At 57.0% G+C, this 14,475-nt stretch carries 16 protein-coding genes and 2 pseudogenes; 13 read left to right on the top strand and 5 right to left on the bottom strand.

Annotated elements, in window-relative coordinates:
* The first annotated feature begins 46 nt into the window (after nucleotides 1-46).
* From AU14_RS20355 to AU14_RS02380, 6 genes are all read left to right on the top strand, one after another.
* Entirely contained in the window at nucleotides 47-865 is an 819-nt protein-coding gene (locus tag AU14_RS20355) for a hypothetical protein (RefSeq protein ID WP_236744319.1), read from the top strand.
* Nucleotides 862-2,661 carry a coiled-coil domain-containing protein gene (locus tag AU14_RS20350; protein ID WP_236744318.1) on the top strand — a complete coding sequence of 600 codons (1,800 nt, stop codon included), beginning with the start codon at nucleotides 862-864 and terminating at the stop codon, nucleotides 2,659-2,661. Before AU14_RS20355 ends, AU14_RS20350 begins: the two co-directional genes overlap by 4 nt.
* Complete coding sequence (locus tag AU14_RS02390; protein WP_236744317.1) at nucleotides 2,654-3,709, top strand: hypothetical protein; 1,056 nt, start codon at nucleotides 2,654-2,656, stop codon at nucleotides 3,707-3,709. The genes AU14_RS20350 and AU14_RS02390 overlap by 8 nt, the downstream gene beginning before the upstream one ends.
* The gene (locus AU14_RS20345; protein ID WP_236744316.1) at nucleotides 3,682-4,098 is read left to right on the top strand and encodes a hypothetical protein; all 417 of its coding nucleotides are present in this window, start codon (nucleotides 3,682-3,684) and stop codon (nucleotides 4,096-4,098) included. Before AU14_RS02390 ends, AU14_RS20345 begins: the two co-directional genes overlap by 28 nt.
* A complete protein-coding gene (locus AU14_RS02385) occupies nucleotides 4,091-4,717 on the top strand; it encodes a condensin complex protein MksE (protein ID WP_236744315.1) in 627 nt (208 codons plus the stop codon). Before AU14_RS20345 ends, AU14_RS02385 begins: the two co-directional genes overlap by 8 nt.
* A 173-nt stretch (nucleotides 4,718-4,890) precedes the next feature.
* Nucleotides 4,891-5,724: a formate/nitrite transporter family protein gene (locus AU14_RS02380; protein ID WP_041338599.1), complete on the top strand. Its 834-nt coding sequence runs from the start codon at nucleotides 4,891-4,893 to the stop codon at nucleotides 5,722-5,724.
* Between the two features lie 118 nt (nucleotides 5,725-5,842).
* Here the strand turns inward: AU14_RS02380 and AU14_RS02375 are convergent, their stop codons facing one another.
* The 5 genes and pseudogenes from AU14_RS02375 to AU14_RS20330 all read right to left on the bottom strand — a co-directional run bounded on the left by AU14_RS02375 (nucleotide 5,843) and on the right by AU14_RS20330 (nucleotide 8,397).
* On the bottom strand, nucleotides 5,843-6,637 hold the full coding sequence (locus AU14_RS02375; RefSeq protein WP_052471940.1) for an RES family NAD+ phosphorylase: 795 nt from the start codon (nucleotides 6,635-6,637) through the stop codon (nucleotides 5,843-5,845).
* Nucleotides 6,634-6,999, bottom strand: coding sequence for an MbcA/ParS/Xre antitoxin family protein (locus AU14_RS02370; protein WP_041338597.1), 366 nt, complete (start codon nucleotides 6,997-6,999; stop codon nucleotides 6,634-6,636). Before AU14_RS02370 ends, AU14_RS02375 begins: the two co-directional genes overlap by 4 nt.
* A 77-nt stretch (nucleotides 7,000-7,076) precedes the next feature.
* Nucleotides 7,077-7,741, bottom strand: a pseudogene (locus tag AU14_RS02365) (transglutaminase-like cysteine peptidase).
* A gap of 330 nt (nucleotides 7,742-8,071) precedes the next feature.
* Entirely contained in the window at nucleotides 8,072-8,239 is a 168-nt protein-coding gene (locus AU14_RS20335; protein WP_236744314.1) for a type II secretion system protein N, read from the bottom strand.
* Nucleotides 8,236-8,397, bottom strand: a complete 162-nt coding sequence (locus AU14_RS20330; protein ID WP_236744313.1) for a hypothetical protein — start codon at nucleotides 8,395-8,397, stop codon at nucleotides 8,236-8,238. The genes AU14_RS20335 and AU14_RS20330 overlap by 4 nt, the downstream gene beginning before the upstream one ends.
* A 163-nt stretch (nucleotides 8,398-8,560) precedes the next feature.
* On the opposite strand from AU14_RS20330, the gene gspE reads away from it, so the two are divergent.
* The 7 genes and pseudogenes from gspE (at nucleotide 8,561) to gspK (ending at nucleotide 14,473) form a co-directional block, all read left to right on the top strand.
* On the top strand, nucleotides 8,561-10,069 hold the full coding sequence (gspE, locus tag AU14_RS02355; RefSeq protein ID WP_041338594.1) for a type II secretion system ATPase GspE: 1,509 nt from the start codon (nucleotides 8,561-8,563) through the stop codon (nucleotides 10,067-10,069).
* 3 nt (nucleotides 10,070-10,072) lie between these two features.
* Complete coding sequence (gene gspF, locus AU14_RS02350) at nucleotides 10,073-11,284, top strand: type II secretion system inner membrane protein GspF (protein WP_041338591.1); 1,212 nt, start codon at nucleotides 10,073-10,075, stop codon at nucleotides 11,282-11,284.
* Nucleotides 11,285-11,349: 65 nt separating this feature from the next.
* Nucleotides 11,350-11,801, top strand: a pseudogene (gene gspG / locus AU14_RS02345) (type II secretion system major pseudopilin GspG).
* Nucleotides 11,802-12,338 carry a type II secretion system minor pseudopilin GspH gene (gene gspH, locus AU14_RS02340; protein ID WP_407942809.1) on the top strand — a complete coding sequence of 179 codons (537 nt, stop codon included), beginning with the start codon at nucleotides 11,802-11,804 and terminating at the stop codon, nucleotides 12,336-12,338.
* Entirely contained in the window at nucleotides 12,335-12,709 is a 375-nt protein-coding gene (gspI, locus tag AU14_RS02335; protein ID WP_041338587.1) for a type II secretion system minor pseudopilin GspI, read from the top strand. Before gspH ends, gspI begins: the two co-directional genes overlap by 4 nt.
* Nucleotides 12,709-13,464, top strand: coding sequence for a type II secretion system minor pseudopilin GspJ (gspJ, locus tag AU14_RS02330; RefSeq protein WP_041338584.1), 756 nt, complete (start codon nucleotides 12,709-12,711; stop codon nucleotides 13,462-13,464). The genes gspI and gspJ overlap by 1 nt, the downstream gene beginning before the upstream one ends.
* Before the next feature lie 55 nt (nucleotides 13,465-13,519).
* A complete protein-coding gene (gene gspK, locus AU14_RS02325; protein ID WP_052471939.1) occupies nucleotides 13,520-14,473 on the top strand; it encodes a type II secretion system minor pseudopilin GspK in 954 nt (317 codons plus the stop codon).
* The last annotated feature ends 2 nt before the right edge of the window (nucleotides 14,474-14,475 follow it).

Here is a 14,475-nt window from a genome sequence, read left to right as displayed (position 1 = left end):
CGAGCCAGTTCAGTTTCCTGATCATGGAGCTGAGAACCCGGCAGGGGTGCATTGCCAAATTCTGTACCGGGACAGCGCCAGTCAGCTCAGCTATGGCCGCGCTTTCGTGCCGGTGGGCTACGACCAGCTGCGGCCGCTGTTCTGGAATGGTGACGACGAGGACGGAATCGGCCAGGCGGTGCCGGAGCTGTCGTTCAGCCGCTTGTCCGAGACCCTGAAGAAGTTTTCCAAAGATACCCGGCTGGTGAATGACCCGGCGAAACTCAAACAGATGCTGTACAGCAGCGAGTTGATGAACGCCGATGCCGTGCGTTATTCGGTGCTGCCGTTGGGTGAGTCCGACGAGCGCCGGGTGCAGTCGCTGCGCACGTTGATCCTGCTGCTGTTTGAAATGAAGGCAGACGATCAGGCCATGTCTAATGCGGTGGCCAGCATCATCGAGGCGGACAAGAAGTTTGCCGACGATGCCTTCGATTTCAACATCGATGAGTTCCTCAATCGGCATGATCAACTTAAGCAACAGCAAATCCAGCTGAACCAGATTGAAAAAGAGCGTTCACGGTTCGAGAAGCTGCAAGGGGATTATCAGGCCTACCAAACCCTGCTTCGCAGCCAGCACGATTTTGCCGCTTTCCGGGATGGCGTCAGCAATGCCTTGCAGGACATTGGTGCCAAGCGCAAAGCCGCAGTAGAGGCGTTCAATGAACAGAACGAGACTCTGCGCCATGTGCTCCAGGTTCTGAAAAAGCTGGAGCAAGAATCCAGCGGCCTGAAGGGCGAGATCCGTTCAGCCGATCGGCGCATCAAGCAGGCAGAGCAGAGCCAGAAAGATGGCGATTTGCTGGTGTCCCAATACGGGAGATGACCCTTCAGGAAATCGAGGACATCCAGAAAGAGGAACTCGATAGCAAGAAAGGTCATCTGGCTGCGCTAAAGAGTGCCGCCCAAGCGGAAATCCGGCTGGTGCAGATCCAGAACAAGAAGCAGGAGCTTGAGCGCAAGCTGGAATCCTTGAAGGATCGGGAAAGCAAACAGCAGTGGCAGCTGCAGAACCAGTTGGATGAAGCCACCGCGGCACCGCTACGGGCCGTGGACCCACGGTTGGTTATGGCCAGCCCGGGCCAGGATCTGGATGCCGACAGCAAGGCGGCCATAGAAGCTTTTGCCCGGCTGTTCGTGCCTAATGATAAAGGCTTCGACTGGTTCGATGCCGAATACGTGGCCCAGCCAGCTCGGCAGACTGACTTTGCAGAGCAGCGCCGGCATATTGAAGGTGAGCTCCAGGGCCTGGAAAAGGAGCGGGCTGAACTGGCAGATACCGCCAACCAGGAACATGACCGGCCACGGTTGATCGAACGCACGGAAAAAGAGATCCGCGCCATCGTAAAGGATCTGGATACCCTGAGCCGTTACCCGGGAGCTGCAACCACACTGAGGGACGCTACTGAGGAGAAACAGGCGGCGGAGGAGCAGCTGGCCAAGCTGGAAGAGCAGGCCCGTCTGGAGCAGGAGAAGCAGGATGCGGTTCAGCAGAAGGCCGCCAAAGCCAGGGCCGAAAAAGAGCGTATTGAGGAGCGGGAGCGGGAACTGACGGGTCTGAGCCGAAGCGTCGGAACCGTGGAGCACCGCTTTCCGCATCTGAGAACCGTGGAAGTCGAGCAGCCGCTGGCTATTGAGCAGGTGTCTGTCGCCGCGTTCGACGACCTTCAAACCCAGCTGGACGACCTGGAAGAGCGCCGTCGCAGTATTCTCGACCACCTTCGCCAATTTGTTTATCTCGGCATCCACGAAGATACCGAAGGCGAATTGCAGAAAGACAGCCCGGCCTCATCGGTCATCCGGGAAACGTTCAAAAGCCTGTCGGACCTGTTTGCCGGCATGGTCGAGCAATGGAATGTGCTGGAGCAGCAGGTTGGAATCCATAATGAGACAGTCGCCAGCTACCGGCAGGCCCTGAAATCCAACCATGAGCACATTGCCCGGTTTGAAGCGCAGCTGAACCGCGAGCTGGATGGGGTGTGCATCAACGATCTGGTGGAAATCCGGGTGGATATCCACACCGATCCGAAATTCCGCAATCTGGTGGAAGAAGCCAACAACATCGATCCCTATGGCAACCAGCTGCAGTCGGACGCGTTCTATGACCGGTTGCGGGTCTTCGTGGCGGACTTTTTCGGTGAGAGCGGTAGCAAGCGCCTGACCATGGACAGAGTGATCACCGGCATTTCCTACCGCACTCGTAAGGAAAACGCTGCGAGCTTGGACAAGAAAGGCCAGTCCACCTCCACCACGGCATTGATCAATCTAGAGCTGGTGTACCGGCTGTTGAAGCGCGTGTTGTATCCCGGCGTGCAGCTGTCGTTCCCCATGGTGCTGGACGAGCTGGCCAGCGTGGACATCAGCCAGATGCCCTCGCTGCTGGAACGGTTGCGCAAGCAGGGCTTCAATTTGTTCTCTGCCGCTACTCACAGTGCCAGCGCGGAAGTGATCTACCTGATCGGCAGGCACCTGGAAGTGGGGCAGATGCGCACGGCGCGGCCTTACAGCCCGCAGCGCACCCTGGTGTTCTGGGGCGGGGCTGAGGGTTTTACCAACGGCGAATCCTTGAGCCAATGGGCCGATCAGTCCCAGAGCAGCCTGCTGGAGCCGGCGGATGAGTAAACGCTTCAGCACCCTGGACACCACCCGGCTGTTGTTCGAGCACCCGAAGATTCTGTTCCGGATGATCGAACGGATGGACCGAAACGAAGCCCGGTATATTCGCGAGAGTGATTTGGTGGCTGAGGTGATGGACTATACCCGCACCCTTGGCAATGCCGACCGGGACCGGGTGCGGCTTGCATTGAATACTGACAATCTGTTCCGGAGCGGCCTGGTGATCGACATCATCAAGGCCGAAGGCGAGCGGCGACTGGTGTTCCAGGATGCCCTGATCAACCTGATGCGAGCCTGTAACGCTTCGCTCTATCAGGAACTGACGGATGCCCGTCTGCGGGGCCATCTGGTGACCCTTCGGGACGTGCGTAACCGCTTGGAAACCAGCAGCTTCAGCGCTGCCGACCTGGACTACACCGAACTGAGGGACGATCTGAACGAGCGGGTCAGCCAGCTCATTGGTTTGCTGCGTCAGAATGTCCTGCGCATGCAGACTATCAGTGCCCAGCTTGCGGATCTTTCCGGAGACGCCAGTCGGGCGCCTGAGAAATATCTGGAGTTCCGCCAGAACCTGTTTGAGCAGATCGTTACTCTCTACGAACGCCACATAAAGCCGACTCTGGTGTTCCTGAATCCGGATACCCGACTGCCCGATGGCAGTAACCTGTTTGAGACCCTGGAAGCCATGGTTAGGCTACTGGAAAGCATGATGACCATAGCCTGGCCGATCAGCTGTTCCGTTCCTCCATTAGCCTTAACGCCTTGTACAAACCCATTCAGGCGGTGGCTCAGGAGGTGGAGCACTTTCTGCGCAAGACCCGTCAGGGCATGGTCCAGTACAACGCAATGGAGCATTTCTACGGCAAGCTTCAGGAGCTCAAGAGCGAAACCGAGACCCTCAGCCTCAAGAGAAAATGGCTGGAGGGCGGTGATTTTGCCCGCAGTACTGGCTTCCTCGTGGGCTTGCGGGCCCAGCAGCGCCCGAAACACTACGCCTTCGGTGAATCGTCCAGCTATTACCAGCTGTTGTTTAGCGAACTGGAGCTGCGCCTGAACGACCTCCGCCGCAAGGCCGAGGTGCCGGTACTGCAGCAGGTCGACGTCAGCGGACGCCATACCCGGATTGATGTACAGCGTATCAACCAGCTTTATCAATGGCTGGAAACCCTGGAGCTGCGGCCTACCAACGATCTTGTGCGGGAGCTGCACGGCCGGCTGGATGGCTTCATACCGGGCTATCGCTTTCCGGATTTGCTGGCAGCGCTGAACCGTCTGGTCAACTCGCCGCCGGAGGGTCTGCAGGTGGTTACCACCAACCGCTTCCGAATCCTGGACCAGTCATCGGACGGCGAACAGTTTGTCTACCGGAAGCGTCGCCTGGAAAACCTGGAAACTATTCAAAGCAACGCCCCGGCCAATCAAGAAGAGCAACAGCATGCCTGACATCACTGACGCGATGGAAACCAACGAATCCGTGGACCATTCACAAACTTCGAGCAGCTTCGAGCAGATCCTGCCGGCCCGGAGCGCTGCGATCTACCGGGAATTTCAGGCCGGCCGGGTGATTGTGCGTGACGTCTGGGACAACAACCGTTCCGAGCTGCGAGCCAATCCGCTCTACAATCTGCTGTATAACCATTTGTCCCATTTCAGGACATTTTACGAACACCTGGGCAGCGAGCTGGCGTTTAACGAAACCGGCGCGTTTTTCTTTCTCAAGGAAAGCAGTGATGACGAAAACGAGGAGCACGACGAGAACGCCTTCCGGGTGCAGGTCATACTGCTGTTGATCGGGCGTTATTTCGCTCGTAGCGGGCGGGATCTGGAATACCTTGGTCGTCCGGATGCCGGACTGAATGAGAACGACCTTACTGCCTTGGCAGGCGATGAGGAATATCAGGAAATTCTCCGGGCTGCGCGCTTCGAGAAAGGTTTCTCGGAGGCCCTGGACTATCTCGATAAACGCAACCTGCTGTTTCGTTCCGGAGCCAGCCGCTGCTTCCTGAGTTCCGCCGGTTTCTACTTTTTGCAGGAGCTGGTTCGGGAGTATGAGCAAGGTTAGGGTCGGATCTACAGTATGAAGGCTTGCCAATCAGATCGTTTTGGATTCCTTTGGTTAGTCTGTAGGGCTGCTACCAAAGAGTCGTGACGGAGAGTTTTCTGAAGATCGCTAGTTGACTCTCGTGTACGTGCACCGCAACCTAAAACGCCACCAACTAGCGAGCATATTTCTTTATGGATCAGGACGACCCGACGACTGAGGCTTTGAACTCAACTGAGAAAAAGGATGCTCGTCGTAGGGAAGCACCGAGTGCCGCGGTGGTCTATGAGGCAATTCGGCGTGAGGCCGAATCAGAGCTGAATCGGCCGTTAGTTGCTTTAGCCTGGTCTGCTCTGGCCGCAGGCTTGTCGATGGGCTTCTCCCTGATTGCACAGGCTCTTCTTTATAGTTACACGCCAGAGGCGCCTTGGCGCCCGATTATAAGTAGCTTCGGTTATTCCATCGGTTTTCTGTTTGTCATTCTGGGGCGACAGCAACTGTTCACTGAAAACACGCTAACGCCGGTGCTTGAGGTACTGAGGGTCAGGAACCTGCCCACCATTTCGGGCACGTTGAAATTATGGGCCGTTGTACTTTGTTTCAACATACTGGGTACGGCAATTTTCGCAGCAGCGTTGAGCTGGTTTGACGTGCTCGACCCTAAAATCGACGATGCCCTGGCAGCGATCGCGGCTACGGAATATGGCCATGGTTTTGGCTCCATGTTCGTCAGGGCAATCTTTGCCGGCTGGCTGGTGGCGCTGATGCTCTGGCTATTGCCGTTTGCCGAGTCTGCACGGGTGGTCGTGATTATTCTGGTCACCTACGTCATTGGCCTCGCACATTTCCCCCACATCATCGCTGGCTCCGTGGCGGCGCTCTATGGGGTTTTCCATGGTTCTTATGGTATCTGGGAGTTTCTCTTTCAGTTTTTCACGCCTACGCTGCTGGGCAACATGGTTGGCGGGGTAATGATGGTAGCCGCTGTGAATTATGCTCAGGTGGCCTATAGCGCTCCCGAAGAATAGGTCGTAAATACCTTCTGACATGTGATCTATCCGGGGAGCATGTTTTGTTTAATGTCAACAGTCTACGGATGTTTCTTAATCCGTATATCAAAGTATATTGCGTGTAGTGAGCTGGGTTTTACGCCGCAGGATCAGGCAGCCGGCCATCAATTAAAAAGCTGCTCAGAGCAAACTCCGAAACCTGTCGAGAGCCATCCGCCAACGTCAGGCTCATGGACACGGATTCCGGTCCAGTCACGATTATCAGGCGGGAGGATTCTCGGGGTTTCCGGTCTTTAAGCGCACTCGGCTCGAACAACGCAACATTGATGCCTTCCATGCCATCTCCGGCATCGTAGGGCAGGCGGTACAGTTCTGCCTGTCGCGCTCTGGCGGACAGGAACTGAAAGCAGTGCACGCCGCACGTCCGCATCTGGGTGCCCAGGGATTGGGTCAGGGCATAGCTCGAAGGATGGGTAAGCGGCTCGTGGAGATCCTGCCAGGCGGAATCCTGCAGGCGCACGCCGTGCTCGCTCCGAACCCTGGCGCCGAATACCGTGTGAAGGGTTTGCAGGGGCTTTGGGAATGGCGCACTCACATGGCTGACGAACACAAAACGGTAAAAAGCGGTTTCGGCCAGCGCGGTGTTGATAGTCATGGCGCCGTAGAACAGGCTTTTTTCGAACGCGCGGCCGAACCGTGACCCGTGTTTCAGTGGTGGGTAGCGAAATGGGGTGGCCAGCAGGTAATGAAGCTTGTCGGTGCTCTTCGCGCGAGCCGGTTTGGTAGCCTCCAGTAGCTCTTCCAGGCGGGCTTGTTCCGGTATGTTATCCACCAGCCGCGTGGTGGCTATTTCCTCCTGAGACTCCACCACCCGATACGCTGTTCCCTGCAGCGGTTCGAGGGCTCTATAGATGCGCTCTTCATAACTCACACCTTACCTCGCATGGCATCCAGGTAGTGATTCACCCGAACCAGCCCTTCCGCCGATTTGATTAGCTGCCGCGGCACTTCATCAAAGTAACGGTTTTCGGTGTTTATCCAGTGCTTCATGGCCGCAGGTTCGCCGCCGGTCAGCGCAAATACGCTGCGGTAAAGCCGAATGAAGAGCAGGGCGAGCTCACCGGACTTGCTGGCGGGATCAATGCCGTCCCGCACCAGCCCGGTCCGGTTCCGGCCCACAATGTCGGCCAGTTCGGTCTGGTTGAAGCCGAAGGCCTTCCCGGCGTTGAGCAGGGCTTTTGCAAGCAGTGCTTTGTCTTGTGTTTGCTCGTTGGGGAGCTGTGCGGTACTCATGATGGAGCTCCTTTGTCGATTTTTCACAGTATAAAGCATTTTTGTGAAAATCGATGAGCATCCAGAGATGGGGATTATCATTGCTGTAGGGAGTCGGTCAGGCGCTCGTTCAATTCCTGCCAGCGGGAAAGCTTCTGCGCCTCGCCGATGCGCTCTCCTTCGCCGCCGGATGAGTTGTTTAGCCAAAGACCTTCACCATTAAAGCTGTAAACAGGTTCAAGATCAGTGCGTTGGGAAGCAACCTTTATCTCATTTATAAGGTTGTCGAGGATCAACGGATCGGCATTGGGTTCCGAGTACCAGGCCAGAACCATGTGGGCCTGGTTCAGCTCCAGCGCTTTTACATACACCACACGCAGTTGGTCATCCGGTACGCCCATGGATTTCAGGGTCAGGTACTTGGCGATGGAGAAGTCCTCGCAGTCGCCGGCGTTGGTGGTGAGCAATTCCACCGGCGTGGCCCAGTAATCCTCCTCGCCCCAGTGACGAATATCGCTGACAAATTTAACGCGGTTGAAAAAGCGGTTCACAAGCTCGAGCTGGCGCTCGACCGGCGCATTGGCGGCGAGCTTGTGCAGGCGCTGCCAGTTCTCGAGGCGTTCGAAAGCTCGGTACCGAACTCCTGCTGCACGTAGTTCATCAGGCGGCTGCTGAGCTCGAGGGCACCGACCAAGGCTGTCGCCAGCACAAGTGCCGGTAACAGCGATGCAGGGTACCCGAGCGTACGAGCGGCAGTGCCCATTGGCGGCCTCAGTTACTGTTGTTTCGCAGCCGTTCCCTGAGTTGTTCAAGCGTCGGCGAATTTCCTCTCTGCGCTGCTCATCAGCGGCAGGTGAGGGTGCCTGTGTGGACGTTGGTATTTGGGGTTCCGGCGCGGACCGTTGCGGTTCATCTTGATTGTCAGACGCTATGGTCATGCCGGAACGGTTTTTTTCTTCAGGGAAGAACAGATTTTCAAGCTTCCCACCGCGCTCAATGACCACCCGGTTAGCGTGCACGGACCGAAGCTTGGCGTTACCGGGCAATTCATCGCCCACAGGGTATGCCTCGGTGTTGCCTTTCTGGTCTTCAATCAGGCACTGCCGGGAAATTCGCCGTCTGCTGCCATAACGCCCCTCAAAAACAGGCGCAGGTTGGTTTCCGGCAGGTTTTCAGTTTCCACCGGCCCCGCGCTGCCCTCCGGGCTGGCCGTTCCAAACAGGGCCAACGTAGTCAGATCCACTTCCGGCGCCTGGCTCAAATTCTGCCTTCCCGGACCAGTTGCTGAGCGTCTGATGAAGACGCACCCTGGCGTTCGGCCTGGGAGAAACTATAAACCTGCCAGGCTGTCACACCCACCATGACCGCGCCCGCGATAACGGTGAGGAGGAGAGGAAGCCGTTGGTTGTTAAAAGGCATTGATCTTCCTGGATGCAATTGTGTGGGCGGAAAAAGTCCACAGGTTATCAGACGGCAATGAATTATTGGCAGTATAGTGTATAGAGTTATTCAGCGGGTCCATATCCTGTGGTAGCCTTTCTGAATTGATTGAATAAAAAAGAATTTCGGGACGGGGAAGACCTTGACTACAGAATCTGAATTTCAGCAGCAGGATGCTCCGCTGGGCCGTCTTCCTTTTACATTTGCCAAGCGCAATGGGGTCATCCTGACGCGCTCGGAGGAAGGGGACCCGATCATCCTGATTCGGCCCGGTGCCTCGCATTCTGCCCTCGCGGAAGCTAACCGCGTGAGCGGTGGCCGAGCACGGTTCTCTACCATTGATCCCGACCGGTTCGACCACGCCCTGAACGCTGCCTATCAGAACGATTCTGCTGAAGCCATGCAGATGGTGGAGGGAATCGGTGACGATATGGATCTTGCCTCATTGGCGGATTCCGTTCCCGAGACCGAGGATCTTCTGGAGCAGGAAGACGACGCTCCGATCATTCGCCTGATCAATGCCATCCTGACCGAAGCGGTGAAGACCAGCGCGTCGGACGTGCATATCGAAACCTATGAAAAGCGATTGGTGGTGCGGTTCCGCGTTGATGGTGTCCTGCGTGAGGTAGTGCAACCCAAGCGGGCGTTGGCGCCGCTGCTGGTGTCCCGTATCAAGGTTATGGCCAAGCTGGATATCGCTGAAAAACGGGTACCCCAGGACGGCCGGATTGCCCTGAGAGTTGCCGGCCGGGAAGTGGATATCCGGGTGTCGACCATGCCATCGTCCAGTGGCGAGAGGGTAGTGCTGCGTCTGCTGGACAAGCAGGCCGGCGCCATTCGTCTGGAATCACTGGGCATGTCTGGTGACGATCTGAAGGTGCTGCGGAAGCTGATTCATCGGCCCTACGGCATTTTACTGGTCACCGGCCCGACGGGTTCCGGTAAATCGACCACGCTGTACGCCTCCCTGCAGGAAATCAACGATCGCAGCCGCAACATCCTCACGGTGGAAGACCCGATCGAATACGACTTGCCCGGTATTGGTCAAACCCAGGTCAACACCAAGGTCGACATGACCTTTGCTCGCGGCCTGCGGGCCATTCTGCGTCAGGATCCGGACGTGGTGATGATTGGTGAGATCCGGGATCTCGAAACAGCTGAAATCGCGGTACAGGCCAGTTTGACTGGCCACCTGGTGCTCTCCACCCTGCACACCAACACGGCGGTGGGCGCGATTACCCGCTTGATGGACATGGGCATCGAGCCGTTCCTGATTTCGTCGAGTCTGGTGGGTATTTTGGCTCAGCGCCTGGTTCGGGTGCTGTGCACCGAATGTCGTGAGGCATACACGCCCACGGAGGAGCACTGTGAGTTCCTGCAACTGGACCCGTCATTGCCGCCGACTCTCTACCGCGCGAAAGGCTGCGAGCACTGTAACGATCTGGGTTATCGCGGCCGTATTGGTATTTATGAAGTGGTGGAGATCACCGATGAGATCAGCGGGCTGATCGATAAACGGGGCGGTGAACTGGACTTGGAAAAGGCAGCCCGCAGGCGGGGGCCGAGCATCCACGCAGACGGCGTGCAGAAGATACTCGACGGCGTGACCAGTGTGGAAGAAGTTCTGCGCGTTACCTACCGGGGTCGATAAACCATGCCTGCTTACGATTACAAGGCACTTGATACCCGGGGCAAGCAGAAAACCGGCGTGATGGAGGCGGATGCGCCGCGCGCGGTTCGCCAGCAGCTCCGAGAGAAAGGCTTGACCCCGTTGGCTGTCGAGCCGTCGACGGAAAAACAGGTACGCTCCAACCCTCTAAGCCGTCGTGGTTCATTGGCAGCGGCCGATCTTGCCCTGGTGACCCGCCAACTCTCCACACTGATTCAGTCTGGCATCCCGGTGGAACAGGCTCTTTCTGCAGCCGCACAACAGTCCTCCAAGCCGCGTATCCGCAGCATGCTCATTGCCATTCGGGCCAAGGTAATGGAAGGCTACGGTCTGGCTGAAAGTCTGGGTGAATTTCCTAACGCCTTTCCGCGCCTGTACCGCTCCACTGTGTCTGCGGGCGAGCACGCAGGCCACCTGGATCTGGTATTGAACCGATTGGCTGATTACACGGAAAGCCGGCAGGAAGCCCGCCAAAAGATCCAGCTTGCCGCCATTTATCCCATCATTCTCAGTGTGGTTGCGATTTCTATCGTGGTGTTCCTGCTGACCTACGTGGTGCCGGACATCATTGACGTGTTCCTCAAGCAAGGGCAGGAATTGCCGACCCTGACCCAGGCCATGCTGAACGTATCGGACTTCCTCGGCAGCTACGGTATCTACCTTCTGGTTCTCCTGATCATTGCGGTGATCGCGTTCCGGCTAGCGCTCAGCAGGCCGGCGTTCCGGCTGAAGTTCCATAAACGCCTGCTGCACCTGCCGTTATTTTCCGGCATGGTGCGGGGTGTGAGCACGGCCCGGTACGCCAGTACCCTGAGCATTCTGACCACCAGTGGCGTGCCGTTGGTGGAGGCTATGCGCATTGCGGGCGAGGTCTTGTCCAACGATTATTTGCGGGGCGAACTGCGGGACGCGGCGCGAAAGGTCAGTGAGGGCGGGTCGCTGCATCGCTCGCTGGACCAAACCGGGTACTTCCCACCGATGATGCTGCATATGATTGCAAGCGGTGAGGCCAGCGGTGAGCTGGACAGTATGCTGGAGCGAACGGCCCGGATGCAGGAAAACACCCTGCAATCAAAGATTGCGGCCATTGTTGGTTTGTTTGAGCCAATGATGCTGCTGATAATGGGCGTGGTGGTGCTGATTATTGTCTTGGCCATCATGCTGCCAATTCTGAACATGAGCAATCTGGTGGGCTAGGCCCGGCAGGTGCTCGTGAATGCCACTTAAAACGAAGGAATTCCATTCCAATGACGAGTGAAACAATGACGAATCGAAATAGGAACCTGCGGACCAACAGTCGCGGCTTCACCCTGATCGAGATCATGGTGGTGATGGTAATTCTTGGGCTTCTGGTGGCGATTGTTGCGCCAAACATCATGGGCCGGAGTGATCAGCCAAAGTCACGGTTGCCGAAACCCAGCTCAGCAATATTGCCAACGCGCTGGACCTGTACCGGCTGGATAACAGCCAGTACCCGTCCACCCAGCAAGGTCTGGAAGCGCTGGTGTCCAAACCTAGCGGCAGCCCCGAGCCCAAAAACTGGAACGCCGATGGTTACCTGAAAAGTGTTCCGGAAGATCCCTGGGGTGCCGAGTACCAGTACGTGAGCCCGGGTACTGAGGGGCCTTACGATCTGTATTCCTACGGTTCCGATGGCCAGGAAGGCGGTGAAGGCGACGCGGCGGACATCAGCGCCTGGAACACCAAGGAATAAGTGATTGTGCGCCTCGGGACGCGGCAAGCCGGCTTTACGCTGCTGGAAATCCTGGTTGTCTTGATTATCGTCGGACTGCTGGCATCCCTGGCCGTATTCAGCTTTGGCGGAAGCTCCCAGCAACGGGAGCTTAAGAACGAAGTGCGCGACCTGTACCTGTTGATGCAAACCGCCTCCGAGCAAGCGATTCTCAATAATCGCGAATTGGGTGTGCAGGTGATGGAGGAGGGTTACCAGTTCGTCGCCTATGAAGATGAATCCGGTGACTGGGCAGCTTCCGGAGAACGTTTGTTCCGTCCGGGCAGTTTTCCGGAGTGGCTGGTCGTGACCAAGTTCATCGAAAGCGATTCCCCGAGACTGGCCTCGACCGAAGACAAGTTGCGCCCAGACGTCGTGTTTTTCTCCAGCGGCGAAACCACGCCTTTTGAGATTGAGTTTACCGCCGGTAAAAACAGCGACTACCTGCATATCCTTGCGTCCGATGGTGTATCGGAGCTGGAATGGCGCAAGCCCGGTGATGACGAGGAAGATTTGTGAACAATCACAGAGGCTTCACGCTCATTGAGGTTCTGGTTGCGTTGCTGGTGTTTGGCCTGATTGCCACGGCGGCGGCGGAAGTGGGGAGTCAGTACATCTCCAGCTACGAACGAGTCCGCGATAAAACCCTGGCCGCCTGGTTGGCGGATAACCGGATCAATGAGCTGCGTCTGGCCGAGAACCTGCCTGGAATCTCCGAAAATTCCCGCGATACTGATTACGGTCCTTTCAGGTGGCAGGTGACCACTGCGGTGCTGGCCACCCAAGAGCCCACCATGAGACGCGTTGAAGTGACGGTGTCTCGCTATCGCAGTGAGGGGGCGGAGCCCGCGCCGGTGCATTCTCTGTCAGCGTTCCTGGGGCAAAACTGATGAGCCTTCGCCCGCACCCAACCCGGTCGCAGAGTGGCTTCACGCTGCTTGAGGTTCTCATTGCCGTTACCATCACGGCGGTGATTGGTCTGGGCGTGTGGCAAGTGTTAAGCGGTGTGATCACGTCCCGGGATCGGGTGAACGAACTGGCTGAAGAGTTCGATGGACTCCAGCGGGCCATGTTGCTGCTCGAGCGCGATCTGATGCAGGTGGTAAATCGACCGGCGCGAGATGTGTATGGCGATTATAAGGTTGCGTTGACCAGTCGGGAGGACGATTTTGCCCTCATGCTGACCCGGCAGGGTTGGCGGAACCCTCTGGGGTCACGCCGCAGTGGACTGCAACGGGTAGCCTGGGAATACACCGGTGAGGAACTCCGGCGCCGATACTGGCCGCTGGTCGATCAGGGGCAGGAAGACAATAGTAGAGACGTGTTGTTGTTGGAAGGTGTTCTGGACTTTGAAGTGCGTTTTCTCAACGATCAACGCGCCTGGCAACCGGAATGGCCGAGTGATGAAACCATGGCGGGCCTGTCGCCCGGCAGCCGCCCAGAGACGTCACTTCCCATGGGGATCGAGATAACCCTGGAGCATGAACGCTACGGCGAACTGGTGCGCACCTTTGTGCTGCCGGACTTTAATGCGGAAGACGCGCAGGGCGTGGTGAATCAGGCCAACGAAGCGGCGAGCGAAACAGAAGCCGAAGAGGGCGCTGACGATTCGGCGGATCCCGGTACTCAGGGGCAGGGTGGCTGATGAAACAAGTCCGTGCTAGCCGATTCCCGTTCAGAGAGCGTGGCGTGGCCTGATCATGGTATTGCTGGCGATGGCGCTGGTAGTAATGCTGACCTCCGGGATGACCCAGCAACAGAGCATCCGGGTGTTCAAGGCCGGGCATTACCTGGCCCAGCAACAGGGAACGAGCATCGCGCTCGGTGCGGAAGCCTTTGCCCGACAGATTCTGGTCAGAGATTACGAGGACGATAAAGAAGAAAGCGAGATGATCGACAGTCTCGATGAGTTCTGGGCCATGAACGCGGCAATATTGCCATTAGATGAGAATGGCGTAGTCGAGGTTCAGATCGATGATTTGGGTGGTCGAATTAACCTGAACGATCTGGTGACTGGTAATGGTCAGGTTAACACCCTGACCAAAGAACGCTTGACCCGGCTCTTCGCTGCCCTCGATGTTTCAGCGATCAACGTCGACGTGCTGGTCGACTGGATAGATGGTAATGACCAGACTATCAGTGTCTCTGGGGCAGAAGATGGCCAATATCTATCGGCCGAACCCGCTTATCGGGCTGGCAACCAGCCTTTCGTTAGTGTGACCGAGCTGCGGCTGCTGGAAGGGATGACGGAAGAGATCTACCAGGCACTACGCCCCCATGTGGCGACACTTCCGGTTTCCGGGCTGGGGATAAACGTGAACACTGCCACCGCTGCGGTGTTACGTTCGCTCAGTGAAGAGCTGACGGATGCGCAGGCGGCCGCTATTCTGGAAAAGAGAGAGGAGGAGCCATTTGTGAACCTCCAGGACTTTCTCGCGCTACCAGAATTTGCCGGGCTAGGGTTAACCTCAGCAGGGCTTGGGCTGCAAACGCGCTTTTTTGAAGTCGTTTCCAGGATTACCTACGATGACCGGGTTGTGAACATGGTCAGCACTGTTTTCAGAAACCCGGAAGGCGAAATTCGGACGGTTCGACGGGATACCGGCCAAAAAAACCGAATTACCAAAGAGCCGTTCACCATTTCAGAAGGATAGCC

It is taken from the genome of Marinobacter similis, from assembly GCF_000830985.1.
Taxonomy (GTDB): domain Bacteria; phylum Pseudomonadota; class Gammaproteobacteria; order Pseudomonadales; family Oleiphilaceae; genus Marinobacter; species Marinobacter similis.
This window is presented reverse-complemented; position numbering and strand designations above follow the sequence as displayed.

Coding starts and splice junctions, on each gene's coding strand:
- gspF (WP_041338591.1), top strand. CDS start 10,073: ATGCCTGCTTACGATTACAAGGCACTTGATACCCGGGGCAAGCAGAAA.
- AU14_RS20330 (WP_236744313.1), bottom strand. CDS start 8,397: ATGCCTTTTAACAACCAACGGCTTCCTCTCCTCCTCACCGTTATCGCG.
- gspK (WP_052471939.1), top strand. CDS start 13,520: ATGGTATTGCTGGCGATGGCGCTGGTAGTAATGCTGACCTCCGGGATG.
- gspJ (WP_041338584.1), top strand. CDS start 12,709: ATGAGCCTTCGCCCGCACCCAACCCGGTCGCAGAGTGGCTTCACGCTG.
- AU14_RS02390 (WP_236744317.1), top strand. CDS start 2,654: ATGAGTAAACGCTTCAGCACCCTGGACACCACCCGGCTGTTGTTCGAG.
- AU14_RS02380 (WP_041338599.1), top strand. CDS start 4,891: ATGGATCAGGACGACCCGACGACTGAGGCTTTGAACTCAACTGAGAAA.
- AU14_RS02370 (WP_041338597.1), bottom strand. CDS start 6,999: ATGAGTACCGCACAGCTCCCCAACGAGCAAACACAAGACAAAGCACTG.
- AU14_RS02385 (WP_236744315.1), top strand. CDS start 4,091: ATGCCTGACATCACTGACGCGATGGAAACCAACGAATCCGTGGACCAT.
- AU14_RS20350 (WP_236744318.1), top strand. CDS start 862: ATGACCCTTCAGGAAATCGAGGACATCCAGAAAGAGGAACTCGATAGC.